This window comes from Vreelandella sp. V005, from assembly GCF_052645115.1.
Genome location: NZ_JBQXYA010000001.1, coordinates 813,375 through 837,197, shown reverse-complemented (window position 1 = coordinate 837,197; position 23,823 = coordinate 813,375). Strand labels below are relative to the sequence as shown.

Annotated in this window: 15 protein-coding genes; 12 read left to right on the top strand and 3 right to left on the bottom strand. The window is 56.6% G+C overall.

Annotation, left to right across the window (positions count from 1 at the left end; translation table 11 throughout):
• Positions 1-109: 109 nt before the first annotated feature.
• Positions 110-2,632 (bottom strand): penicillin-binding protein 1A, encoded by a 2,523-nt coding sequence (locus ACUN8H_RS03810; protein ID WP_445530825.1) that lies wholly within the window; start codon positions 2,630-2,632, stop codon positions 110-112.
• A 202-nt stretch (positions 2,633-2,834) separates the two neighbouring features.
• On the opposite strand from ACUN8H_RS03810, the gene pilM reads away from it, so the two are divergent.
• From pilM to eno, 12 genes are all read left to right on the top strand, one after another.
• Positions 2,835-3,896: a type IV pilus assembly protein PilM gene (gene pilM / locus ACUN8H_RS03805; protein WP_445530824.1), complete on the top strand. Its 1,062-nt coding sequence runs from the start codon at positions 2,835-2,837 to the stop codon at positions 3,894-3,896.
• The gene (locus ACUN8H_RS03800) at positions 3,893-4,504 is read left to right on the top strand and encodes a PilN domain-containing protein (protein ID WP_445530823.1); all 612 of its coding nucleotides are present in this window, start codon (positions 3,893-3,895) and stop codon (positions 4,502-4,504) included. Before pilM ends, ACUN8H_RS03800 begins: the two co-directional genes overlap by 4 nt.
• Entirely contained in the window at positions 4,501-5,160 is a 660-nt protein-coding gene (locus tag ACUN8H_RS03795; RefSeq protein WP_445530822.1) for a type 4a pilus biogenesis protein PilO, read from the top strand. Before ACUN8H_RS03800 ends, ACUN8H_RS03795 begins: the two co-directional genes overlap by 4 nt.
• Positions 5,157-5,723: a pilus assembly protein PilP gene (locus ACUN8H_RS03790; RefSeq protein WP_445530821.1), complete on the top strand. Its 567-nt coding sequence runs from the start codon at positions 5,157-5,159 to the stop codon at positions 5,721-5,723. The genes ACUN8H_RS03795 and ACUN8H_RS03790 overlap by 4 nt, the downstream gene beginning before the upstream one ends.
• 14 nt (positions 5,724-5,737) lie before the next feature.
• Positions 5,738-7,822 carry a type IV pilus secretin PilQ gene (gene pilQ, locus ACUN8H_RS03785; RefSeq protein ID WP_445530820.1) on the top strand — a complete coding sequence of 695 codons (2,085 nt, stop codon included), beginning with the start codon at positions 5,738-5,740 and terminating at the stop codon, positions 7,820-7,822.
• Positions 7,822-8,406 (top strand): shikimate kinase AroK, encoded by a 585-nt coding sequence (aroK, locus tag ACUN8H_RS03780; protein ID WP_445530819.1) that lies wholly within the window; start codon positions 7,822-7,824, stop codon positions 8,404-8,406. Before pilQ ends, aroK begins: the two co-directional genes overlap by 1 nt.
• Positions 8,403-9,509 carry a 3-dehydroquinate synthase gene (aroB, locus tag ACUN8H_RS03775; protein WP_445530818.1) on the top strand — a complete coding sequence of 369 codons (1,107 nt, stop codon included), beginning with the start codon at positions 8,403-8,405 and terminating at the stop codon, positions 9,507-9,509. The genes aroK and aroB overlap by 4 nt, the downstream gene beginning before the upstream one ends.
• A gap of 519 nt (positions 9,510-10,028) precedes the next feature.
• Complete coding sequence (gene gltB / locus ACUN8H_RS03770; RefSeq protein WP_445530817.1) at positions 10,029-14,471, top strand: glutamate synthase large subunit; 4,443 nt, start codon at positions 10,029-10,031, stop codon at positions 14,469-14,471.
• A 36-nt stretch (positions 14,472-14,507) separates the two neighbouring features.
• The gene (locus ACUN8H_RS03765) at positions 14,508-15,926 is read left to right on the top strand and encodes an FAD-dependent oxidoreductase (protein WP_445530816.1); all 1,419 of its coding nucleotides are present in this window, start codon (positions 14,508-14,510) and stop codon (positions 15,924-15,926) included.
• 278 nt (positions 15,927-16,204) lie between these two features.
• Positions 16,205-17,860: a CTP synthase gene (locus tag ACUN8H_RS03760; protein ID WP_445530815.1), complete on the top strand. Its 1,656-nt coding sequence runs from the start codon at positions 16,205-16,207 to the stop codon at positions 17,858-17,860.
• 12 nt (positions 17,861-17,872) lie between these two features.
• Positions 17,873-18,736: a 3-deoxy-8-phosphooctulonate synthase gene (gene kdsA / locus ACUN8H_RS03755; RefSeq protein WP_445530814.1), complete on the top strand. Its 864-nt coding sequence runs from the start codon at positions 17,873-17,875 to the stop codon at positions 18,734-18,736.
• Between the two features lie 81 nt (positions 18,737-18,817).
• Complete coding sequence (eno, locus tag ACUN8H_RS03750; protein ID WP_295714405.1) at positions 18,818-20,107, top strand: phosphopyruvate hydratase; 1,290 nt, start codon at positions 18,818-18,820, stop codon at positions 20,105-20,107.
• A gap of 503 nt (positions 20,108-20,610) precedes the next feature.
• On the opposite strand, the gene fdxA is transcribed toward eno, so the two are convergent.
• Entirely contained in the window at positions 20,611-20,934 is a 324-nt protein-coding gene (gene fdxA / locus ACUN8H_RS03745; protein WP_445530813.1) for a ferredoxin FdxA, read from the bottom strand.
• Positions 20,935-21,129: 195 nt separating this feature from the next.
• Positions 21,130-23,691, bottom strand: coding sequence for a DNA mismatch repair protein MutS (gene mutS / locus ACUN8H_RS03740; RefSeq protein ID WP_445530812.1), 2,562 nt, complete (start codon positions 23,689-23,691; stop codon positions 21,130-21,132).
• Positions 23,692-23,823: the final 132 nt, after the last annotated feature.

Genomic DNA, 23,823 nt, shown 5'->3' with positions numbered 1-23,823 from the left:
AGTAAGGAAAGTAAGTAAGGAAAGTAAGTAAGAAACATAAGTAAGCAACGAAAAGGCCCGGAGCGCTAAGCTCCGGGCCTTTTGTTTGGTGGGGGAAAGGTTGGCTGGGTTAGAAGATCGACTCAGCGGTGCCTGAACCCTGTGAGCCGCTGGCTTCTTCCAACTCGCGGCTGATACGGCGCTGTTGGTAATCCGGCAAGTGATCCTGATGGAAAAGCTCTGCAATACCGCCAGTCTGCCCGTCGGCTAAGCGCTGGCCCGTCTCTGGATCAACTTGTGCGGTTACAATGGTCGCAGGGCGTTCGGGCACAGCACTCGGCGTATCTTCTAGGGCATCGCCCATAAAGGCTATCCAAATGGGTAGCGCGGCCTGAGCCCCATATTCAGAAATGGTTTCGTTACTGTCCTTACCCACCCATACAGTGGTTACCAGGTTGCTGTTGAAGCCGGCAAACCAGGCATCACGCTGGCTATTGGTAGTGCCGGTCTTACCCACGATATCGTCACGGTTAAGGCTTAGCGCGCCACGGCCAGTGCCTGAAGTGATAACGTCACGCAGCATATCGCGAAGAATATAAACCGCCGCCGGGTCCGCTACGCGTTTGGCGATGGGGTATTCACGCCCATCAATTTCAACCGTCTCTTGGTCATCGGCACAGCTTGGGCAGGCCACCTGCGGGGTGGCTTCATCGATAACTTCTTCATCACGTGTTATGCGTTCAATAAACCAAGGCGTTACCTGGAAGCCGCCGTTGGCCAGTACCGAATAGGCGTTGGTCATTTCTAGAGGCGTTAAACTTGCACTGCCCAGGGCTAGCGATAGGCCATTAGGTAGCTGGTCGGGAGAGAAGCCAAAGCCCTCTAAAAAGTTAATCGTGTAATCCAACCCCATGGTTTGCAATACGCGGATGGTCACCAAGTTGCGTGAGCGGGCCAGCGCCGGTCGTAAGCGCATGGGACCCTGGAAATCACGACTAGAGTTGACCGGCCGCCACAACGAGTTGCTGCCATCGTCGAGCACCACGGGGGCGTCATTAACCACGCTAGCGGCATTCATCTCGCCATCTTCAAGGGCTGCCAAGTAAATAAATGGTTTGAAGATTGAGCCCGATTGACGCCGCGCTTGTACCGCGCGGTTGAACTTACTGGCGTTAAAATCAAAGCCGCCTTGGAGAGCCAAAATAGCGCCTGTCCGCGGATCCTGAGCAACCAGCGAGCCTTCTGCGTCGGGGCGTTGCGAGAGGCGTAGCGAGCCGTCTTCATTTTCAACCACGCGAATCATGTCGCCGCGCACTGCAATATCTTCCGCCGAGCTGGGTTCAGCACCTCGACTGCGGGGGCTAAGGTAAGGGCGAGCCCAGCTCAAACCTTCCCAGGCAATGGTCTCGAGACCATCACTACGGGTAAGCACTTGCATTTCGCGGCCGCTGCTTTCCACCACGATAGCAGGCTGCAGAATGCCGTAATTGGGCGTGCGCTCAAGCACCTGCACCCAGTTACTCACGTCACCTTCGATCCCCTCGACCTCTGTTTGGCTGCGTTGGGCGGCCTGGCGGGCGGTTTGACGAATTTCGGGAGATTCGGAAAGCTCCTCTTCAAGGCCTTGGGTCGCGGTTTGCTCCTGTGCTTCAACGAGACTGGCGGCAATGTCGCTCTGTTCCGGCCCGCGCCAACCGTGGCGCAGGTCATAGTCCGTTAACCCATTGGCTAGCGCTTGGCGTGCAAAAGGCTGCAGCTCACTGTCGATGGTAGTGTAGATACGATAGCCTCCCGTGTAAGCGTCGTCGCCAAAACGCTCAATGGCATACTGGCGCGCCATTTCAGAGACATAGGCCGCTTCTACCTCAGCCTGAGTAAAGTGACGCCGCGCGGTGACAGGGTCCTGAACCGACACTTGGTAAGTCTCGTCGTCGATGTATCCCAGCTCGCGCATGCGGAACAGGATCCAGTTGCGGCGAATCAGCGAACGTTCGGAGTTAGCCAGCGGATTGAAGGCTGAAGGCGCCTTGGGCAGGCCGGCAATCATGGCCGTTTGCGCCAGGTTCAGTTCCGCAAGCGGCTTGTCATAATAGGTTTCAGCAGCGGCGGCGATGCCGTAAGCGCGGTTGCCCAAGAAAATCTTATTGACGTAAAGCTCGAAGATTTCCTCTTTATCGAGCACCTGCTCCATTTGCAGGGCCAGCAGAATTTCGCGGATTTTACGCGTAAAGGTCTGGTCCAGCGTCAGCATGTAGTTACGTGCGACCTGCATGGTGATGGTCGAACCACCGGATTGGATCGTGCCGCCACTCTGCACAAGCTCCACGGCGGCCCTGGCCAAGCCGCGTGGGTCGACGCCTGCGTGGTCGAAATAGCTGGCATCTTCGGCGGCGATTAAGGCATTGATCATATCCTGCGGGATTTCATCAAAGTTGATCGCCTTACGACGCTCTTCACCAAACTCGCCGATCAATTTACCGTCCTGGGTAAAAATGCGCAGCGGCGTATGCAGTTCGAAGTCCTGCAGTTGGCGAACGTCGGGCAGCCCCGGGGCAAAGTAAATGGCGGCACCTACCACGGCTAACGCGGTGGCCCCGACCAGCGATACCATCAGGAAGAAGAGCGACACGATAAGGGTTCGAAGAAACGTCATGTACAAAGAGCACCCTGGGAGAGTAAAAAGATCGGCATCTAAACGGCCGTATCATGCAATTGGCAGCCATTATAGGAACCTGAGGCGGCGGCCACCAGTGTTGATATGCCGTAAGTTGGTTCAGGTGTGACTTAGCTAAAAATCATGTAACCTCAAACGACATTCGAAAAACGGGCGACAAGCAGGTGGAGCCAGACCCAACATGCGCTTTCTAAAATCTGGTAAGGGGTTGATTGGCGTCGATATTACATCGGCGACCGTCAAGCTGCTTGAGCTAAAACAGTGCCACGATAATTACCAAGTGGAAAGCTACGCGGTAAGGCCGTTACGCGAAGGCGCCGTGGTCGAACGTCGTATCCGTGACATCGATGATGTCGCCAGTGTTCTCAGCCGCGCCGTAGAGCATGCCAAACCCTCCACCCGCAAAGCCGCGGTAGCCGTGCCTGCCAGCGCTGCGATCACCAAAACGCTGACGTTTCCTATCGGGCTGAGTGAAGAGGAAATTGAAGAGCGCATCGTGGCCGAATCTGACCGCCATATTCCTTTTCCGTTCAACGAGGTGGCATTCGACTTCGAGTGCCTTGGCCCCGCCCCCTTTGACGACGGTCAGCAGCAGGTAATGCTGGTGGCCTGTCGCCAGCAGGACATTACCCAGCTCACCGAGACGTTAGAGCGCGCTGGCTTGGAACCAGCAGCGGTGGACGTGGAAACCTTTGCCATGGAGCGTTCGCTGGCCGAATTGCGCCGCCAGTTGAAGGTGGACAATGACCCGACCGCCTGCGTTGGCTTGGTGGACATTGGCGCCAATATGAACGCTTTTCACGTCGTCAGGGGTGGTCATATCGTTTACACCCGCGATACCGTCTTTGGGGGGCGCCAGCTTACCGACGCGATTCGCGAACGTTACGAATTGAGCATGGAAGAGGCGGGCTTTGCTAAAAAGCGTGGCGGTCTTCCTGACGATTATAATGAGCGAGTGCTTAATCCCTTCCTGGAAACCGTGGTGCAACAGGTAGGGCGCTCGTTGCAGCTTTACTACACGGCCGGTCGGCAGCAGGAGGTACAGCACATTGTGCTGGCGGGCGGGTCGAGCGTGATTCCTGGGCTCGCCGAACGAATTGCGGAAGATAGCGGTATGTCGGTGAGTATTGCCAATCCCTTTCAGCGCATGCGGGTCAACAAGCGTTTGAACCTTCAGGCATTGACCAATGATGCACCGGCGATGCTCACCGCAGGTGGCCTGGCGATGCGGGTGAGCCAATGAACATCAACCTACTCCCCTGGCGGGAAGCGCAGCGTGAGCGCAGAACCCGAAAGTTCTATGTCGCCGTGGCCGGTATGCTGGTCGTTGGCGTAGCACTGGGTCTGCTGATCTCTCATTATTACCAGCTCAAGTTGGCAGCTCAGCAGCAGCGCAATGCCTATGTGAGTAATCATATCGAGCGTCTGAATAGCGAAATCGAAGGCGTGTCTCGCTATACCCGCGATGCCGAACGCTTAGGCGAACAGATTGCCGTGTTTCAAGCGTTACAGAGCGAGCAGGCGGACACCGTGCAACTGTTGAATGATATCGCCAACAGCGTGGCGAATGGGGTGATTTACCAACGCTTATCGAAAAACGGTGAGCGTGTCAGCGTCACCGCGGTAGCCGGTAGCGAGCGTCAGGTCTCTGAGCAGTTGCGCCGAATTGCCGCGCTGCCTGGGTTAGGGGTTCCTTCTTTGTCGGCGGTGGAGAGCGAACAGGACGGAACAGGGCGCGTATTTCGTTTTGACGTTGAACAGACCACGCCAGCGCCAGCGCAAGACAATGCCCAAGAGATGCCGTCGCCAGAGCTGCAAGCACAAAATGGGCAAGAGGGGAGAGCGCCATGAGCCTGAATCGCGAGCAGTGGGCCATCGAATGGCAGCGCCTGCGTGAGGTTGATTGGCGCGATTTAGACGTCAAGGAAGCCGGTAGATGGCCATTGCTGTTAAAAGCGTTGAGCGGTTGCTTGGCACTGCTGGCCGCCCTGGGCATCATGCTGTGGTTTGTCGTGAGCGAACAGCGGGACGCTTTGATGTCGGCTCAGCGCGAAGAAGTCAGGCTGTTGAGTGAATACCGCAGCAAAGCATCTGAAGCCGCCTTCTTGCCGGAAATGCGTGAGCAGTTAGCCATCCTCGAGGGGCAAATGGCGCGTTTGCGCATGATGCTACCCACCGATGCGGAAATCCCGTCATTGCTCGATAGCATTAGCGATGCCGCCGTCGATAACCGTCTCTCTATTGAAACGATTCGGCTGCGGCCAACGCTTACACAGACCCATTACGTCGAACAGCCGCTGGATATCCTGGTGCGCGGCGACTATCACCAGTTAGCTCGCTTCAGCGCCGATATCGCCTCGCTGCCGCGGATGGTGACGCAGCACGACTTCACATTGGAGCCTGTAGAAGGGCGCGGAGACACGCTGCGCCTTTCGTTATTGGCGCGCACGTACCGTTACCTAACGCTAGGCGAACAGCCCCTCTCTGACGAGGCGGAGCCGCTATGATTTTTAGGACTGTGATCCGCAGAGCGATGACCTACGCGGCAAAACGCTTAGGGGCGCCAGCCAGTGTGGCGCTGCTGGCAGGGTGTGCCGATGCAGATTTAGCGCAGCTTGAAGACACGCTAGCCGACATTCGTCGTTCGCCAGGTGGCCAACCGCCGGTAGTCACGGTGACGCTACCCGAGAACCGCCGCTTGGCCTATTTATACAGCGAGGAGCGCAGCCCCTTTTTACCCCCCGACGAAGTGGTTCAGGGGAGCGCTAGTCGCAGCGAAGGCGCTCTCGCACCCGACCAGCAGCGTACGCGAGAACCGTTGGAACGTTTTTCTCTGCAGGAACTGCGTTTGGTCGGTACGATGCGTATGGCGGGTCGGCAAGTAGCGATGATTGCCTCCCCGGATGGCAATGTGACCAGTGTGAAAGAGGGGAACTATATGGGCACGGACTATGGACGCGTTGCCCAGATAAGCGCTCAAGAAATTCGTGTTACCGAGCGTGTCTTCACCCAGCGGGAAGGTTGGCAAGAGCGGCAGGTGTCGCTTGCTATCAATGAAAACAACGAGTAAGCGGATATTAGCTCATGGCAGTAACAGCTTGGCGAATCACTTTTTTCATGGCCATGGCCGCCCTACTTTCACTGTTGCCTTCATTGGCAGCAGCGTCGGTATTGACTGATATTGACGTTCAGCCCGCCGACAGCGGTGGTGTTAACGTTGATCTTCGCTTTACCGGCGGTGTGCCCGAACTGCGCAGCTACCGCTTGGATACCCCGCCGCGGGTCTCGCTGGATTTGGTCGGCGCCCAAAGTGGGCTTTCCAGTCGGCGTATGAACATTGGCCGCCACGGCATCGAACAAATCACCGCTCTGGAAGGCAATGGCCGCACACGCTTGGTCGTCAGTCTCGCTGAACCTCAGACATTTACATCGCGCGTGATGGAAGATCGCCTACGCCTTACCTTTGTATCAGACGCAGCGCCTGCCTTAGCAGCGACGCCAGCCCCTTCGACGGCCTCTACTGCCAGCGTCTCGTCCGCGGGGCTTGAAACCGATGAAGGGCCGCAGGTTGAAAATATTGATTTCCGTCGCGGTGCCGAAGGCGCCGGTCGTTTAATGGTCACCTTTGATCGTGAAGGGGTCGAAGCAAATGTCCGAGAAGGCGGCCCCGATCAGGTGCTGGTTGATCTGAGTGATGTGGTGATCCCTGATTCGCTTAACCAAGTCTACGATGTCACCGATTTTGCGACGCCTATCACACGAATTACGCCCCGCGCTAATCAGGGGAGCACTCAGCTGGCGATTGCCACCCAGGGTGCTTATGCCATGATTTCCTCGCAAAATGGCCGCACACTAACGGTCGAAGTGCAGCCTGCCAGCCAGGAGTCGACGCTTTCACAAGCGACGGGTGAGCGATTTAACGGCGAGCGCTTGAGCCTTAATTTTCAAGACATCGAAGTGCGTTCGGTGCTGTCGACCCTGGCCGAATTTACTGGGTTGAACCTCGTCGCTAGCGATAGCGTAACGGGGCGCGTGACGCTCAATTTGAACGATGTCCCTTGGGACCAAGCGCTTGAATTGATACTGCAAAGCCAGGGGCTGTCGAGCCGAGAGCAGGGCAATGTGATTGTGGTGGCCCCTGCCAGCGAACTGGCCGATTTAGAGCGTCAGGAGCTGGAGGCGCGCAATCAGCGTGAAACCCTTTCCCCGCTGGTGACCGAGTTCATCGAGATCAAGTACGCCCGAGCTGAGGATCTGGCCCAGCTGCTGCGTGGCGGTGAAGGCGATGGCTTTGGCCTGCTGACCGAGCGTGGGCGTGTCAGCATTGATAACCGTACCAATACGTTGCTTGTGCAGGATACGGCTGATCAGGTGCGCGATATCGTGCGCACCATCGACCGCTTGGATGTCGCTGTTCGCCAGGTACAGATAGAAGCGCGCATTGTCATCGCCCGCGACACTGCTTCACGTGAGCTGGGCATCAACTGGGGGGTGTCGAGCACGCGGGGCTTTCAAGAGGGCGATAATGGCGTCTTCACTCGACGCGATATCAATCCCAATGGCATCAACCGTGCCCAAGGCGGCTTGGCCGTGGATTTAGGCGCCGCGACCGGGCCGGGTACCGGCTTTAGCTTCGGCTATTTGTCCGGTGATATTTTACTAGACCTGGAGCTACGCGCGCTGGAAAGCGAGGGTAAGAGCCAGACCATCTCCCAGCCGCGTATTATTACTGCCAACCAGCGCACCGCTCGCATTAGCCAGGGCGAAGAGCGCGCTTTCCAGAGTGTGGATGGCAACGATAATCCGGATACGGAGTTCAAAGAAGCCGAACTTTCATTGGAAGTTACCCCGCAGATTACCCCGGACAACCGCATTATCATGGATTTGGTGATCAAGAATGACAGCTTCCGTGAATCAGAATTTGGTGGCGAGCCACCGATCGATACCAACCAGATCGAGACTCAAGTATTGGTAGATAACGGCCAAACGGTAGTGTTAGGCGGTATTTTAACCACCGAAGAGCTGCGGCAAATCGCCAAAACCCCCTTGCTTGGCGATATTCCTTTGCTGGGTCGACTGTTTCGCTATACCGAAGAGAGCAATGAGAAGGTAGAGTTGTTAGTCTTCATTACTCCACGACTTCTAGACGATGGCTTAACGGTTCGCTGATGCAGGATTTACCCAACTTATTTCTCATAGGCCCTATGGGAGCTGGCAAAAGCACCATTGGCCGCCTGCTGGCGGCGGAGCTTTCGCGTCAATTTTATGACAGTGACCACGCCATTCAAAATCGCTGCGGGGCGGATATCCCGTGGATCTTCGATGTGGAAGGCGAGCAAGGCTTTCGGCTGCGCGAAATCCATATGATCGATGAGTTGACCCGGCTCTCCTCGGTGGTGGTTGCCACTGGCGGCGGGGCGGTGCTGCGCGAAGAGAACCGCCGCGCCCTGCGAGAGCGCGGCACGGTGGTGTATCTGCTAACTACCGTTGACCAGCAGCTAAAGCGCACCGCGAAAGACCGCAATCGGCCACTGCTGCAGTGCGCTAACCGCGAACAGGTACTCAACGACATGTTTGCGCAGCGTGACCCGCTCTATCGAGCGACATCGGACATTGCCGTGCGTACCGACCGGCGCAGCCCACGGGCCGTGGTCAATGAAATTCTGCGGCGGGTGCATCGGTTAGTGGACCCACTGGAGCCCGCATCGCCGCCGCATTCGTCGGGAACGTTTAATCATAAGGTATCGCAATGACCTCGCCAGCCAGCGCGCAACGCACCCTTAACGTTGCTTTAGACGAGCGTAGTTACCCAATTCATATTGGTACCGGGCTGATTGGAAAAGCCGATATGTTGACGCCTTACCTGGCGGGCCAGCAGGTAATGGTGGTCACTAACGAGACTATCGCGCCGCTCTATCTGGAAAAGCTCTGCGCTAGCCTGCCGGCGCATTTAGAAGTGCGCACGGTCGTGCTCCCCGATGGCGAGCAGTACAAAACCATCGAACAGGTCAGCCGGATTTGGGATGCGCTGCTCGAGGCTGGTTTTAACCGCCGCTGCACGCTGATCGCTTTAGGCGGCGGTGTCATCGGCGATATGGTCGGTTATGCCGCTGCTTCTTATCAGCGCGGGGTGGCGTTTATCCAAGTGCCGACCACGCTGCTTTCCCAGGTGGATTCGTCGGTAGGCGGCAAAACTGGCGTTAACCATCCGCTGGGTAAAAACATGATTGGCGCTTTCTGGCAGCCCAAAGCCGTGCTGGTGGATATCGATACGCTGAAGAGCCTGCCTCGCCGAGAGCTGTCTGCGGGGCTAGCTGAAGTGGTTAAGTATGGCTTTATCCGTGACGAAGCGTTTTTAAGCTGGCTGGAAGTCAACATGACCGCACTGCTGAATGTGGCGCCTGAGGTAGTCGCCGAAGCCATTGCGCGCAGTTGCCAAATCAAAGCCGACATTGTCGCCGAAGATGAAACCGAGCAGGGCGTGCGTGCGCTGCTCAACCTGGGCCACACCTTTGGCCACGCCATTGAAGCACATCAGGGCTACGGCAATTGGCTGCACGGTGAAGCCGTAGGCGCGGGCATGGCCATGGCGGCCACGCTCTCAAACCGGCTGGGTTGGATCAATGACGCAGCGCTAACACGCAGTCTGACCGTCATTGAAAGCGCTGGGCTGCCGTTAGCGGCACCTGCCAATATGTCCAGCGATGACTTTTTAGCCCGCATGCGCCTGGATAAGAAAAATATCGATACCCGGCTACGTTTGGTGCTGCTTAATGCCTTAGGGGATGCCTGCGTTAGCGATGCCACCCCCGGTGAGGTTCTCCGCACGCTGCTGGATAGCTATCCACGCCGCTGAATGGTCAAAACAAGCCTGCCCGTAAACGCATTTCCCCCGCTCAGATAGTGAAAGCCTGCGATGAGTGCCGCTCCACCAGAAGGAGTGGCTTTCTCGGGTGGGGTTAATCGTCATGGCCCTCTTTTTTAGCCTACATACAGAACGCTGTTTTTTTATAATCCGTATGCCTTATGCGCTATCGGCATGGGTAATTTACCATCCATTAGACTAAAGTCTAATGGAAAATAAAGCGCCTGATTGTTTTGTTTCGTTTCGTTACAAGTGTTTGAAGTGTATGTGTTTTTTTCTTGAATGGTAAGGCAAATACAGGATTTGAAAAGAGTTTCTCTAACGTTATAAGCGCTAGGCGATTGCGCAAGGTGGGCGCCAATCGCTATGCTGACCGGCCATTTTCTTGCGGCAGCGACGTTGGGAAATACCCATTCTGGTCAGGTTATAAGCACTATAAAAAAAGCGAAACCGGCCTTTATATCATAAGAACGCTGCTAAAAAAATACGCTGACTAGTAGAGGCACGCCCATGAATAGAGGTCTTCACCAGCCTGGCGAGTTTCGCGATAACTGTGGTTTTGGCCTGATTGCCCATATGGAAGGTCAGGCTAGCCACGATTTGCTGAAAACTGCCATTGAATCCCTGACCTGCATGACCCACCGGGGCGGTATTGCTGCCGACGGAAAAACCGGCGACGGCTGTGGTTTGCTACTCAAAATGCCGACCCCCTTTATGCAGGCGCTGGCCAAAGAGGCATTTGATGCCGACTTGGGCGACCGCTTTGCCGTGGGCGTCGTGTTCTTACCCAACGATGATGCGCGTGAAGCTAAGGCTCGCGATACCTTGGCCCACGAGCTTGAAGCACGCGGCCTCAATGTGGTGGGCTGGCGCGATGTGCCTACTGATTCCAGCGTTTGTGGCCCCATGGCCCTCGATTGCCTGCCGCGCATCCGCCAGCTGTTTGTGAAGCCGGGCTTGGGTGAGCACTTTGATGTTGATCTGTTTATGGCCCGTCGCCGTGCCGAACAGGCGCTGCGCAACGAAGAAGACTTCTACGTTGCTTCACTCTCGTCAGAAGTCATCTCCTACAAAGGCTTGATGATGCCGGAAGATTTACCGGCGTTTTACAAAGACCTGAATGATCCGCGTCTGGAAACCGCCATTTGCGTTTTTCACCAGCGCTTTTCAACCAACACGGCGCCGCGCTGGCCGCTGGCGCAGCCGTTCCGCTTGCTGGCCCACAATGGTGAGATCAACACCATTGAGGCCAACCGCGGTTGGGCGAACTCGCGTAAAGCCAACTTCGTTAACGAACGCCTGCCGGATATCGCCGAGCTGGATGAAATTGTTAACACCACCGGCTCTGACTCCTCAAGCATGGATAACATGCTTGAAGTGCTGTTGACCGGCGGCATGGAGTTACACCGCGCGGTGCGCATGATGGTGCCGCCAGCGTGGCAGAACGTTGAAACCATGGACGCCGAACTGCGCGCGTTCTACGAGTACAACTCCATGCACATGGAGCCGTGGGATGGCCCGGCGGGCGTGGTGATGACCGACGGCCGCCAAGCGGTGTGTATGTTGGACCGAAACGGCCTGCGCCCGGCGCGCTGGGTGATCACCAAAAACGGCTACATTACCCTGGCTTCCGAAACGGGCACCTACGGCTACAAGCCGGAGGATGTCGTGGCGAAAGGCCGGGTTGGCCCTGGTCAAATGCTGGCCGTGGACACCCAGACCGGCGAAGTGCTGCACACCGATGATATCGATCAGCGGTTAAAGTCCGCCTACCCTTATAAGCGTTGGTTGAAGCAGGAAGCCAGCTATTTAGAGTCGGCGCTGACCGAGCTTGCGCGTTTCCAAACCATGGATACCGATGCACTCAACGTGCAACAGAAACTGTTCCAGGTGAGCTTCGAAGAGCGTGACCAGGTGCTGCGCCCGCTGGCAGAAAGTGGCCAGGAAGCGGTGGGCTCCATGGGTGACGATACGCCGATGGCGGTGCTCTCGAGCCGTCCACGCCTGCTCACGGATTTCTTCCGTCAGAAGTTTGCCCAGGTCACCAACCCGCCGATCGACCCGCTGCGCGAGGCGATCGTCATGTCGTTGGAAACCTGCTGTGGCGCCGAGTTGAACGTGTTTAAAGCCACGCCGGAGCACGCGCATCGCTTGATTTTGACCACTCCGGTGCTGTCGCCGCGCAAGTTTACCGCGCTGGTGAGTCAGGACGACCCGGCGTTTGCCAGCTATACGCTGTCGCTGGGCTACGACCCTGAGCAGCAGAGCCTGCACCAGGCGCTCAAGGCGCTTTGTGAAGAGGCCGAAGCTCAAGTGCGCGCCGGTAAAGTCATTTTGGTGCTCACCGACGCGGAGCTGACGAAAGGGCTGATCCCCATTCAGGCCGCCTTGGCCGTGGGTGCCGTGCACTCTCACTTAGGCCGTTTGGCACTACGCCCCAATGCCAACATTGTGGTGGAAACCGGCTATGCCCGTGATGCCCACCAGATGGCCGTGCTGTTTGGCGTGGGTGCGACGGCGGTTTACCCGTGGCTTGCCTATCAGGTGATGGCGGACATGCACCGCACGGGCGAACTGACCGGCAACCCGGCCGATGGCCGTGAGAATTACCGCAAAGGTCTGCAAAAAGGCTTGTTCAAGATCCTGTCGAAAATGGGTATTTCCACCTTGGCCTCCTACCGCGGCTCGATGCTGTTCGAAGCGGTGGGCTTGGCAGACGAAGTGATGAATCTGTGCTTTGTCGGTATGGCTTCGCGCATTCAGGGCGCCGGCTTTGCCGAGCTTCAGATGCAGCAGGCGCTGTTGGCGAAAGATGCCTGGATTCCCCGTAAAGGGATTTCCCAAGGTGGCATGTTCAAGTATGTCCACGGCCACGAGTACCACGCTTACAACCCTGATGTAGTGATGACCCTGCAGGCGGCCGTGCAAGAAGGCAGCTACGTCAAGTGGAAGAAATTTGCGCAGCTGGTCAACGAGCGTCCGGTCGCTACCATTCGCGACTTGCTCAAGCTCAAGCCTGCGGAAACGCCGATTGCGCTTGAAGACGTGGAGCCGGTCGAAGATTTGCTGCCGCGCTTTGACAGCGCGGGTATGTCGCTAGGCGCGCTCTCGCCTGAAGCCCACGAAGCGCTGGCCCAGGCCATGAACGAAGCGGGTGGGCGTTCCAACTCAGGCGAAGGCGGCGAAGACCCGGAACGCTACGGCACGATCCGTAGCTCTAAGATCAAGCAGATTGCCTCTGGCCGCTTTGGCGTCACCCCGGCGTACTTGGTCAATGCCGAAGTACTGCAGATCAAGGTGGCTCAAGGTGCGAAGCCCGGCGAGGGTGGTCAGTTGCCAGGCGGTAAAGTAAACCAGTTGATTGCCCGGCTGCGCTATGCCGTGCCCGGCGTCACGCTGATTTCACCGCCGCCGCACCACGATATTTACTCTATCGAGGATTTGGCCCAGCTGATTTTTGACCTCAAGCAGGTTAATCCAGACGCACAGGTGTCGGTGAAGCTGGTTTCCGAGCCCGGCATCGGCACGATCGCCACTGGGGTGGCCAAGGCCTATGCGGATTTGATTACCGTCTCTGGTTATGACGGTGGTACAGCGGCCAGCCCGCTGACCTCGATCAAACACGCTGGCTCCCCTTGGGAATTGGGCTTGCCCGAAGTGCACCAAGCGCTGCGTATCAACGGCCTGCGCGACAAGATTCGCCTGCAGACCGATGGCGGTTTGAAAACGGGCCTAGACGTGGTGAAAGCCGCGATTCTGGGCGCTGAGAGCTTCGGCTTCGGTACCGCGCCCATGGTGGCGCTGGGCTGTAAGTACCTGCGCATCTGCCACCTGAACAACTGTGCCACCGGTGTCGCCACTCAGGACGACTTCCTACGCGGTGAGCACTTCCGCGGCACGGTGGATATGGTCAAAAACTACTTCCGCTTTATCGCCGAAGAAGTGCGTGAGCTGATGGCCATGCTGGGTGTTCGTCAACTGACCGACTTGATCGGCCGCACCGACCTGCTCGAAGTGTTGGAAGGCAGCACAGCGTCCCAGCGCAAGCTTGATTTAATGCCGCTACTGGCCAACGATTTTGTGCCTGCCGATGCGCCGCAGTTCTGTAAGGTTAGCCGTAACGTGCCACACGATCCCGGTGCTAAAAACCAGGAAGTGTTGGCAGCGCTGAAAGACGCCATTGAAAACCGCTCGGGTGGTGAATTTGATTTCACCATTACCAACTGCGACCGCAGTGTGGCTGCGTTAACGTCCGGCGCGATCGCCAAGCGCTATGGTGAAGAAGGCCTGGAAGATGCGCCGATCACTGCCCGCTTTACTGGCGTAGCGGGCCAGAGCTTTGGGGTGTGGAATGCCTGCGGCCTAAACCTCTACCTGGAAGGAGACGCCAACGATTACGTCGGTAAAGGCATGAACGGCGGCAGTATCGTGATTGTGCCGCCCAAGGTTAGTCAGTTTGAGAGCCACAAAACGGCCATTATTGGCAATACCTGCCTTTACGGTGCGACGGGCGGCACTTTGTTCGCCGCCGGTACCGCGGGCGAGCGTTTCGGGGTGCGTAACTCCGGTGCTTCAGCGGTCATCGAAGGTGCAGGTGACCACTGCTGCGAATACATGACCGGCGGTTTGGTCTGTGTACTCGGCGAAACCGGCGTTAACTTCGGCGCAGGTATGACCGGTGGGTTTGCCTATGTGTTGGATGAAGAGCGCACCTTCGTAGATAAATACAACCACGAGCTGGTTGAGATTCATCGCGTCAACACAGAGGCCATGGAGGCGTATCGTCGTCACCTGCGTGAAATGATCGAAGCCTATGTGGCCGCGACGGGTTCCGCGCGTGGAGCGGCTATTTTGGAAGACTTCAGCGACTATGCGCGCCACTTCTGGTTAGTAAAACCAAAAGCGGCAAGCTTAGGTAGTTTGCTGGATCAGTCTCGGCGTCAGCCGCAATAACCCGCTTATGCCCCTCACGCTGACAGGAGAGAGATCATGGCTAACCGTTTAAATAACGATTTTCAGTTTGTCGATGTGGGTCGTAAGGACCCACAGAAGAAAGATGCCCGTGCCCGTGCCAAAGAGTTCGCGGAAATTTACGAGCCGTTCAAGCCTACTGATGCGGCGAGCCAGGCGCACCGCTGCCTGCATTGCGGTAATCCGTACTGCGAGTGGAAGTGCCCGGTGCATAACTACATCCCCAACTGGCTTCAGTTGGTGGTGGAAGGCAACATCATCGAAGCTGCAGAGCTTTCGCACAAGACCAACTCGCTGCCCGAAGTATGTGGCCGCGTGTGCCCGCAGGATCGACTGTGTGAAGGCGACTGCACGCTGAACGACGGCTTTGGCGCGGTGACCATCGGTTCGGTGGAGAAGTACATCACCGATACCGCGTTCGCCATGGGTTGGCGCCCGGATATGTCTCACGTGACCTGGACCGACAAGAAGGTCGCTATTATCGGTGCAGGCCCAGCGGGCCTGGGCTGTGCGGATATTCTGGCCCGCAACGGCGTGAAACCGGTGGTGTTCGATAAGTACCCTGAAATCGGTGGTTTGCTGACCTTTGGCATCCCCGAGTTCAAGCTTGAAAAGAGCGTGATGGAGCGCCGCCGCGCGGTGTTCGAAGAGATGGGCGTCGAGTTTCGCCTGAATACTGAAATCGGCACCGATATCGAGTTCGAAACCTTGATGCAGGAGTACGACGCGGTATTCTTGGGCATGGGCACTTATAAATACATGGAAGGCGGTTTCCCTGGCGAAGATCTGCCGGGTGTCTATAAAGCCCTCGATTTCCTGATTGCCAACGTCAATCGTTGCCTGGGCTTTGAAAAAGACCCCAATGATTATATCTCGATGGAAGGCAAGCGCGTGGTCGTGCTGGGCGGCGGTGATACCGCGATGGACTGTAACCGTACGTCCATTCGCCAGAACGCGACCAGCGTGACCTGTGCGTACCGTCGTGACGAAGGCAACATGCCGGGTTCGCGCCGTGAAGTGGCCAATGCCCGTGAAGAGGGCGTTGAGTTTCTGTTCAACCGTCAGCCGGTGGCGGTCGTCGGTGAAGAGAAAGTCGAAGGCGTGAAGGTGGTGCGCACACGCTTGGGTGAGCCGGACGAAAATGGCCGTCAACGCCCTGAAGTGGTGCCCGGCTCTGAAGAGATCATTGCGGCAGATGCCGTGGTCATCGCCTTCGGTTTCCAGGCCAGCCCCGCGCCGTGGTTCGACAGTTCTAATATCCAAGTCGACGAACGCGATCGCGTTACCGCACCGGAGCACGGTCAGTACGCCTTCCAAACCAGCAACGAAAAAATCTTTGCCGGTGGCGATATGGTGCGTGGTTCTGACTTGGTGGTTACGGCGATTTACGAAGGCCGTCAAGCGGCGGAAGGTATTCTGGACTACCTAGGCGTGTAATTCGTCTTTACCCCGGCTGAGTGGGGCCGAATTGGCCCCGCGACTACCCCGGCATCAGGCCAACGCGAGGGCGCTGTGAACCCATCCATGGGCGCTACTTTCGCCATCCCTGGCGAAAGACCCTCGCTTAGGCCTGATCCCGGCGTCGCTAGGTGCATCGATCCATTGACTATCTTCGGCAGTTCAAATTGAGCCTTAGGTCGTAATCTGCTAGTCTGTCGACCCATCCTGGCGTGGCTTTCTGCCGTGCCTTCTGATCACGTTTCGACAGGTTATCCATGACACGATATATCTTCGTGACCGGCGGCGTTGTGTCCTCTCTTGGCAAGGGCATCGCCTCCGCCTCGCTGGCGGCGATTTTAGAGGCCCGCGGCCTTAAGGTCACCATGCTCAAGCTCGACCCGTACATCAACGTGGACCCGGGCACCATGAGCCCCTTCCAGCACGGTGAGGTGTTCGTCACAGAAGATGGCGCCGAAACCGACCTTGATCTCGGGCATTATGAGCGCTTTATTCGCACCAAAATGACCCAGCGCAATAACTTCACCACCGGCCGCGTTTACGAGCACGTACTGCGTAAAGAGCGTCGTGGCGATTACCTTGGCGGCACCGTTCAGGTCATCCCGCACATCACCGACGAAATTAAGCAGCGCGTTTACGCGGGCGGCGAAGGGTTCGATGTGGCGCTGGTCGAAATCGGCGGCACGGTCGGCGATATCGAATCACTGCCTTTCCTTGAATCGATTCGTCAGATTCGCAGTGAGCAGGGCGCCAACCGTGCACTGTTTATGCACCTCACGCTGGTGCCCTACATCAAGACGGCGGGTGAAACCAAAACCAAGCCAACTCAGCACAGCGTCAAAGAGCTTCGCTCAATCGGTATCCAGCCGGATATATTGATTTGCCGCAGTGAAGTGGAGCTGGAAGAGAGCGAGCGTCGTAAAATCGCCCTGTTTACCAACGTCGAAGAGCGTGCCGTGGTTCCTCTGCAGGATGCCGATACGATCTATCGCATTCCGCTTATGCTGCACGAGCACGGCCTGGACGAGATCGTTTGCGACAAGCTGCGTTTGGAAGCCCCCGAGGCCGATCTCTCTGAGTGGGTCAAGGTGCTAGATTCCAAACTCAACCCGCTCAAATCCGTTAGCATCGCCATGGTAGGTAAATACATGGAGCTGCTGGATGCCTATAAGTCGCTCAATGAAGCGCTGATACACGCTGGCATTCAGGGGCGTATCAAGGTCAATGTCGACTATATCGATTCCGAAGACATCGAGCGCCACGGCACCGAGCGTTTGGCGGGTAAAGACGCCATCCTCGTGCCAGGCGGCTTTGGCGAGCGAGGCGTAGAAGGCAAAATTCTTACCGCCCAGTTTGCCCGTGAGAACAATGTGCCGTATCTGGGCATTTGCCTGGGCATGCAGGTGGCCGTGATTGAGTTTGCTCGCAACGTGGCTGGCTGGAATGACGCCAACTCCACTGAGTTCACCCACGATACCCAGCATCCGGTGGTAGGCTTGATTACAGAGTGGCTGAACCCGGAAGGCAAGATCGAACTCCGCGACGCTGCGTCTGATTTGGGCGGCACCATGCGTTTGGGCGGCCAGGTTTGCCATCTCACGTCTGGCACCAAAGCGCGCGAAGCCTACGGATCAGACGAGATTGTCGAGCGCCATCGTCATCGTTTCGAGGTCAATAACCAGTTCATCGACGAGCTTGAAAAGGCCGGGTTGGTGATTTCGGGTAAGAGCGTTGACCAATCTCTGGTCGAGGTTATCGAGCTGGCGGATCATCCTTGGTATGTGGCGTGTCAGTTCCACCCGGAGTTCACTTCCACCCCGCGTGATGGTCACCCACTCTTCTCGGGGTTTGTGAACGCTGCGTTGGAGCATAAAACAGCGCGTAATCGCGCCCATGCGCATTCGCAGGAATAAGAGGGCAATAGCATGGCTTCTCAAGAGGTTTCTCAAGAGCGTCATATCAACGTTGCCGGCTTAACCGCCGGCAATTCGTTACCGCTGATGCTGCTAGGTGGCATGAACGTGCTGGAGTCGGCTGAGCTTGCTGACGAAGTTGCTCAAGCCTACGTCACGGTAACGAAAAAACTGGGTATGCCGTACGTATTCAAAGCCAGCTTTGATAAAGCCAACCGTAGCTCGATCCACTCCTATCGCGGCCCTGGTATAGAAAAGGGACTGCAGATATTGGCCGATATCAAAGCCCGCCACAACGTGCCGATCATCACCGATGTGCACGAACCCTGGCAGGCCGAGGCGGCGGCGGAAGTGGCCGATATTATCCAACTACCGGCCTTCCTGGCCCGCCAAACCGACTTAGTGGTCGCCATGGCCAAAACTGGTGCGGTCATCAATATCAAGAAACCGCAGTTTTTGGCACCCCACGAAATGCGTCATATCCTGAGCAAGTTCCAGGAAGCGGGTAACGATCAGCTCATGCTCTGCGAGCGAGGATCAAGCTTTGGCTATAACAATCTAATTGTTGATATGCTGGGCTTTGGCGACATGAAGCAAACCGGCTATCCGGTATTTTTCGATGTCACGCACGCGCTTCAGCGCCCTGGCGGCCGTGCTGACAGCGCGGATGGGCGTCGTGCCCAGGTAGCTGAGTTAGCGCGTGCAGGCGTGGCCGTTGGCCTTGCGGGGCTGTTTTTAGAGGCTCATCCTGACCCTGATAACGCCAAATGCGATGGCCCTTGTGCGCTACCACTGGACCAGTTAGAGCCGTTTCTAACGCAGCTTGCCCAGTTGGATGCACTGGTAAAAGGGTTTGAGCCGCTGACCATTCGTTAAAGGATGGCGTTCGCTGTCGTGGATGACTGATTAGGGCGTTATATTAATAATTTTATCTGACTTACCGTTAAGGAAACTGCCATGACCAAAATTGTTGCTATCAGTGCGTTGGAAGTGCTGGATTCACGTGGTAACCCGACCGTGCAGGCAAACGTTCGCCTGGCCAGTGGTGCTGTCGGTGAAGCCTGTGCGCCAAGCGGTGCCTCTACCGGCTCACGTGAAGCGCTAGAGCTTCGCGACGGTGATAAGTCGCGTTACTTGGGTAAAGGCGTGCTGAAAGCAGTCGAGGCGGTCAATGGCAAAATCCGCGATGCATTGTTGGGTATGGATGCGCGTGATCAGCGCGGTTTAGACGATGCCATGCTGGCGCTGGACGGCACGGACAATAAAGCCAACCTGGGCGCCAATGCTATTCTGGCGGTTTCCCTGGCAGCGGCTAAAGCCGCTGCCAATGCTAAAGGCGTGCCGCTGTATGCGCACATTGCCGAACTCTACGGCCAGCCGGGCCAGTACAGCATGCCAGTACCGATGATGAACATCATCAACGGCGGCGAGCATGCCGACAACAATGTCGATATCCAAGAGTTTATGGTGCAGCCAGTGGGCGCGCCTAATTTCCGCGAAGGGCTACGCATGGGCGCGGAGATTTTCCACGCGCTGAAGAAAGTTCTTTCCGCGAAAGGTCTTTCAACCTCGGTTGGCGACGAAGGCGGCTTTGCGCCTAACCTGGCGTCTAACGCTGATGCGCTAGCGGTTATTAAGCAAGCCGTTGCCGATGCTGGGTATACCCTGGGTAAAGACGTCACGCTGGCGCTGGATTGTGCTTCTTCCGAATTCTACCAAGACGGCCAATACAATCTTTCTGGCGAAGGCAAAAGCTTTGATGCTGCCGGTTTTACCGATTACTTGGCGGGCTTGTGCGCCGATTACCCCATTGTGTCCATTGAAGACGGGATGGATGAATCTGACTGGGCGGGCTGGAAAGCGCTAACCGATAAGCTGGGCGATAAAGTCCAGCTGGTGGGTGACGATCTCTTCGTGACCAATACCAAGATTCTCAAGCGCGGTATCGATGAGCAGATCGGTAACTCTATCCTGATCAAGTTTAACCAGATCGGCTCGCTTTCTGAGACGCTGGACGCGATTAAGATGGCGCAAGATGCAGGCTTCACCGCGGTGATTTCTCACCGCTCAGGTGAAACCGAAGACACCACCATTGCCGATTTGGCGGTGGGCACCTGTGCCGGGCAGATTAAAACGGGTTCACTGTGCCGTTCTGATCGCGTTGCTAAGTACAACCGTTTATTGGTGATTGAAGCCGAGCTAGAAAACGTCACTTATCCTGGCTTAAAAGCCATCAAAGGTCAGTGAATGCCCAACGTTGAATTAGTTTTGTAAGAGATGTCTCAAGATTTTGTAAGAGATCTCTTACAAATGCCGACGACAATCGCTAGGTTTGAGGTAAGAAAAAACGAAATTTTTCACTAATTTAAATTCAAGTTATTGTTTTTAAATAGAATGGTGGGAGTAAGGCGAGTCGCTAAGACTCGCCTTTTTGCATTTGGGCATTGTTGAGAAGCTGCCGTGTTCTGCGACAATGAACTCAGGACAAGGGGAGGCAAGGACGCTTCAGACAGGATGCAACGGGATGAAGGACGAATGCGCCGGGTGATACAGTGAGGTGAGCCCCGGCAGGGAAGTCATTTGAGGAGGTTGAACCAGGGAGTGGTCAGAGGAAGTGCTTGGAGCGGGCGGCCTACGGGCCGCCTTTTTTTGTCTAAAATTTGCCACCGCCGTTTTTTGCAGCCATAAAAAACCAGCGCTCGCTGTTTCACTCAGAAGCGCTGGTTTTTAAGCGAAGCACTGATCAGCGCTTAGCGCTCTAGCTTTTCCAGCTTGTCTGGTTTGCCATCCCACTCTTCGGCGTCAGGCAGCGGGTCCTTCCTTTCGGCAATATTGGGCCACACTTCCGACATCTCAGCGTTGATCTCAATAAAGGCCTCTTGCCCATCCGGCAACTCATCCTCTGAGAAGATCGCTTCGGCCGGACACTCGGGCTCACATAGCGCGCAATCAATGCACTCGTCAGGGTGAATGACCAGGAAGTTTGGGCCCTCATAGAAACAGTCGACCGGGCACACTTCCACACAGTCGGTGTATTTGCACTGGATGCAGTTCTCGGTAACGACAAACGTCATCTTGCTATCCCTCTTTCAGGGCCGGGTAACTCCCGGCCATGGTCAATCGTGAATGGTTATAAATCAGCCGTTTTTTATAAGCTAAAAGTTTGAGCGACATTCTAGTGGTGCGCCTACCTCGCGGCAAGCGCCTTATGGCCGCAGGGTGGTCACAGATAGAGGGCTGGCTGCCCTAATGCCTCACTTATAGGGCTATTAGATCAGGTCTCGCCACTGATACAACAGCGTTAGCGCTTCCCGCGGTGTTAAATCATCCATGTCGACATTTTCCAATGCTTCAACCACTGGGTGCGGCGCCGCGGCAAATAGATCGTTTTGCAGCGGCGTGGTGCGTGGCAATTGTTGTGTGCTATCTACATCACGCTGCTCAAGGCTCATTAGCTTCTCGCGGGCGCGCTTAATGACATGGCCCGGCACGCCCGCTAACTGCGCAACCTGTAAACCGTAGCTCTGGCTGGCGGGGCCTGCCTCAATGCGATGCATGAACACGATAGTGTCGCCATGTTCAGTGGCGGTTAAATGGATGTTAGCCACTCCTTCCATATGATCAGGCAGGGCCGTCATCTCAAAATAATGAGTGGCAAACAGGGTGAGCGCGCGCCCCTTGGCAAGATGTTCCGCACTCGCCCAAGCCAGCGACAAGCCATCGAACGTGCTGGTGCCGCGGCCTATTTCATCCATTAAGATCAAGCTTTGCTGGGTGGCATTGTGAAGAATATTAGCGGTTTCGGTCATCTCGACCATAAACGTCGAGCGCCCGCCCGCCAAATCATCTGAAGAGCCTATGCGGGTGAAGATCCGGTCCAGCGGGCCAATCTCGGCGGCATCGGCGGGCACAAAGCTGCCACAGTGCGCCAATAAAGCGATTAACGCTGTCTGGCGCATATAGGTCGATTTACCGCCCATGTTAGGCCCGGTAATGATCAACATGTGCTGGTCAGGGTTGAGCGTCACGTCGTTGGGCACAAAGGGCGTTTCGCTTACCTGTTCAACGACCGGGTGACGACCCGCTTCAATATGAATGCCGGTGGTCGCGCTGAGCGTTGGGCGCACCCAGCCGAGTGCTTCGGCCCGCTCGGCAAAGGCGCACAGTACATCCAGCTCCGCCAATGCTTGCGAGGTGCTTTGCAGCGCGTGAAGGCTGTTATTGAGTTCACCCAGCAGGCGGTCATACAGCCACTTTTCACGGGTCAGCGCGCGGGACTTGGCCGACAGCGCCTTATCTTCAAACTCCTTGAGTTCGGGAATGATGAAACGCTCGGCGTTTTTAAGCGTTTGACGGCGAATATAATCAGCGGGCGCCTGCTGTGCTTGGGAGCGGGGTAGCTCGATAAAGTAGCCGTGCACTCGGTTGTAGCCCACTTTGAGATTGGCAAGCCCGGTGCGCTCGCGTTCACGAATCTCTAGCTTAATCAGATAGTCGCCGGCGTTCTCGGCCATGCCGCGGTGTTCGTCGAGCTCGGTATCAAATCCATCTGCGATCACCCCGCCATCGCGGATTACCACGGGCGGGTTCTCAACCAGAGCACGATTTAGCGTGTCAGCAATTTCTGGATAAGGGCGAATATGCGGGCGCAGGTTGTCCAGTGCGCTGCCACTCTCCACTTCACTCAGTTGCTGCTCAAGGGTGGGCAGCGTCACCAAGGCGTCACGCAGGCGGGCTAGGTCCCGCGGGCGAGCGCTATAGAGCGCCACTCGGGCCAGAATGCGCTCCACATCGCCCACATCGCTTAAGGTGTCGCGCAGCGACATGTAAGCGGCATCCAGGCTTAACAGCGCCACGCCCGCATGGCGGTTTTGAACGAGTTCTTGCTGGCGCAACGGGCGATTGAGCCAGCGCTTGAGTAGTCGTGAGCCCATGGCGGTGGTGCAGGTGTCCAGCACGCTTGCCAACGTATTGTCAGAACTGCCGCCGAGGTTGATATCGATTTCCAGGTTGCGCCGGCTGGCCGCATCGATGACCACCGCATCGTCACGATTTTCCACGCTGATGGCGGTCACGTGAGGCAACCGCGAGCGCTGGGTGTCGCGGGCGTAATCGATCAGTACGCCGGCGGCTACCAGTGCGCTGGTAAGATGCGCACAGCCAAAGCCGCGTAAGTCCTGGACTTCAAACTGGTCGCATAGGCTGCGGGTGGCGCTTTCTAAATCGAATAGCCATTCGCCCTGGCGGCGCAGGCTGCGCTTTTGCGACCACGCATCCGGCAGCGTCAGGCTTTCGGGCACCAGTAATTCGGCAGGGGAGAGGCGGGTAAGCTCTGCCAACATCTCCGCTTCGCTCTCCACTTCCAGTACGTTGAAGCGGCCACTGGAGAGTTCCAGCCAGGCAAGGCCCCAGCTATCGTTACCGGGAGAGACAGACACCAGCACATTGTCACGGCGCGCATCCAACAGCGCTTCATCGTGCAGCGTGCCGGGGGTGACGATGCGCACGACCTGGCGGTCGACGGGGCCTTTACTGGTAGCGGGATCGCCAATTTGTTCGCAGATCGCTACCGATTCGCCACCGGCGACCAGGCGCGCTAGATAACCTTCAGCGCTATGGTAAGGTACGCCCGCCATCGGGATGGGTTTACCACCCGACTGTCCGCGCTGGGTAAGGGTAATGTCTAGCAGTGCCGCGGCGCGCTTGGCGTCATCAAAAAATAGCTCGTAAAAATCCCCCATTCGGTAAAACAGCAGTACCTCGGGGTGTTCGCGTTTGATCTTTAAATACTGTGTGATCATTGGCGTGTTAGGGGGAATGGCCTGTGACATGGGCGTCCTGATTGAGCGTGGCGCAAGCCATCGCGGCTTACAGCCTGTTCGTTGAAGATACTCTTTATGTATGTTCTTTATATAAGTGCTTTACGACATTTCTTTGAGAAAACTAAACACAGTATTCTACGC

What these genes read in the sequence shown, in the direction of transcription:
- ACUN8H_RS03800 (WP_445530823.1), top strand. Translation starts at nt 3,893, where the DNA reads ATGAACATCAACCTACTCCCCTGGCGGGAAGCGCAGCGTGAGCGCAGA.
- mutS (WP_445530812.1), bottom strand. Translation starts at nt 23,691, where the DNA reads ATGTCACAGGCCATTCCCCCTAACACGCCAATGATCACACAGTATTTA.
- pilM (WP_445530824.1), top strand. Translation starts at nt 2,835, where the DNA reads ATGCGCTTTCTAAAATCTGGTAAGGGGTTGATTGGCGTCGATATTACA.
- pilQ (WP_445530820.1), top strand. Translation starts at nt 5,738, where the DNA reads ATGGCAGTAACAGCTTGGCGAATCACTTTTTTCATGGCCATGGCCGCC.
- gltB (WP_445530817.1), top strand. Translation starts at nt 10,029, where the DNA reads ATGAATAGAGGTCTTCACCAGCCTGGCGAGTTTCGCGATAACTGTGGT.
- ACUN8H_RS03795 (WP_445530822.1), top strand. Translation starts at nt 4,501, where the DNA reads ATGAGCCTGAATCGCGAGCAGTGGGCCATCGAATGGCAGCGCCTGCGT.
- fdxA (WP_445530813.1), bottom strand. Translation starts at nt 20,934, where the DNA reads ATGACGTTTGTCGTTACCGAGAACTGCATCCAGTGCAAATACACCGAC.
- aroB (WP_445530818.1), top strand. Translation starts at nt 8,403, where the DNA reads ATGACCTCGCCAGCCAGCGCGCAACGCACCCTTAACGTTGCTTTAGAC.
- eno (WP_295714405.1), top strand. Translation starts at nt 18,818, where the DNA reads ATGACCAAAATTGTTGCTATCAGTGCGTTGGAAGTGCTGGATTCACGT.
- ACUN8H_RS03765 (WP_445530816.1), top strand. Translation starts at nt 14,508, where the DNA reads ATGGCTAACCGTTTAAATAACGATTTTCAGTTTGTCGATGTGGGTCGT.
- kdsA (WP_445530814.1), top strand. Translation starts at nt 17,873, where the DNA reads ATGGCTTCTCAAGAGGTTTCTCAAGAGCGTCATATCAACGTTGCCGGC.
- ACUN8H_RS03790 (WP_445530821.1), top strand. Translation starts at nt 5,157, where the DNA reads ATGATTTTTAGGACTGTGATCCGCAGAGCGATGACCTACGCGGCAAAA.
- ACUN8H_RS03810 (WP_445530825.1), bottom strand. Translation starts at nt 2,632, where the DNA reads ATGACGTTTCTTCGAACCCTTATCGTGTCGCTCTTCTTCCTGATGGTA.
- ACUN8H_RS03760 (WP_445530815.1), top strand. Translation starts at nt 16,205, where the DNA reads ATGACACGATATATCTTCGTGACCGGCGGCGTTGTGTCCTCTCTTGGC.
- aroK (WP_445530819.1), top strand. Translation starts at nt 7,822, where the DNA reads ATGCAGGATTTACCCAACTTATTTCTCATAGGCCCTATGGGAGCTGGC.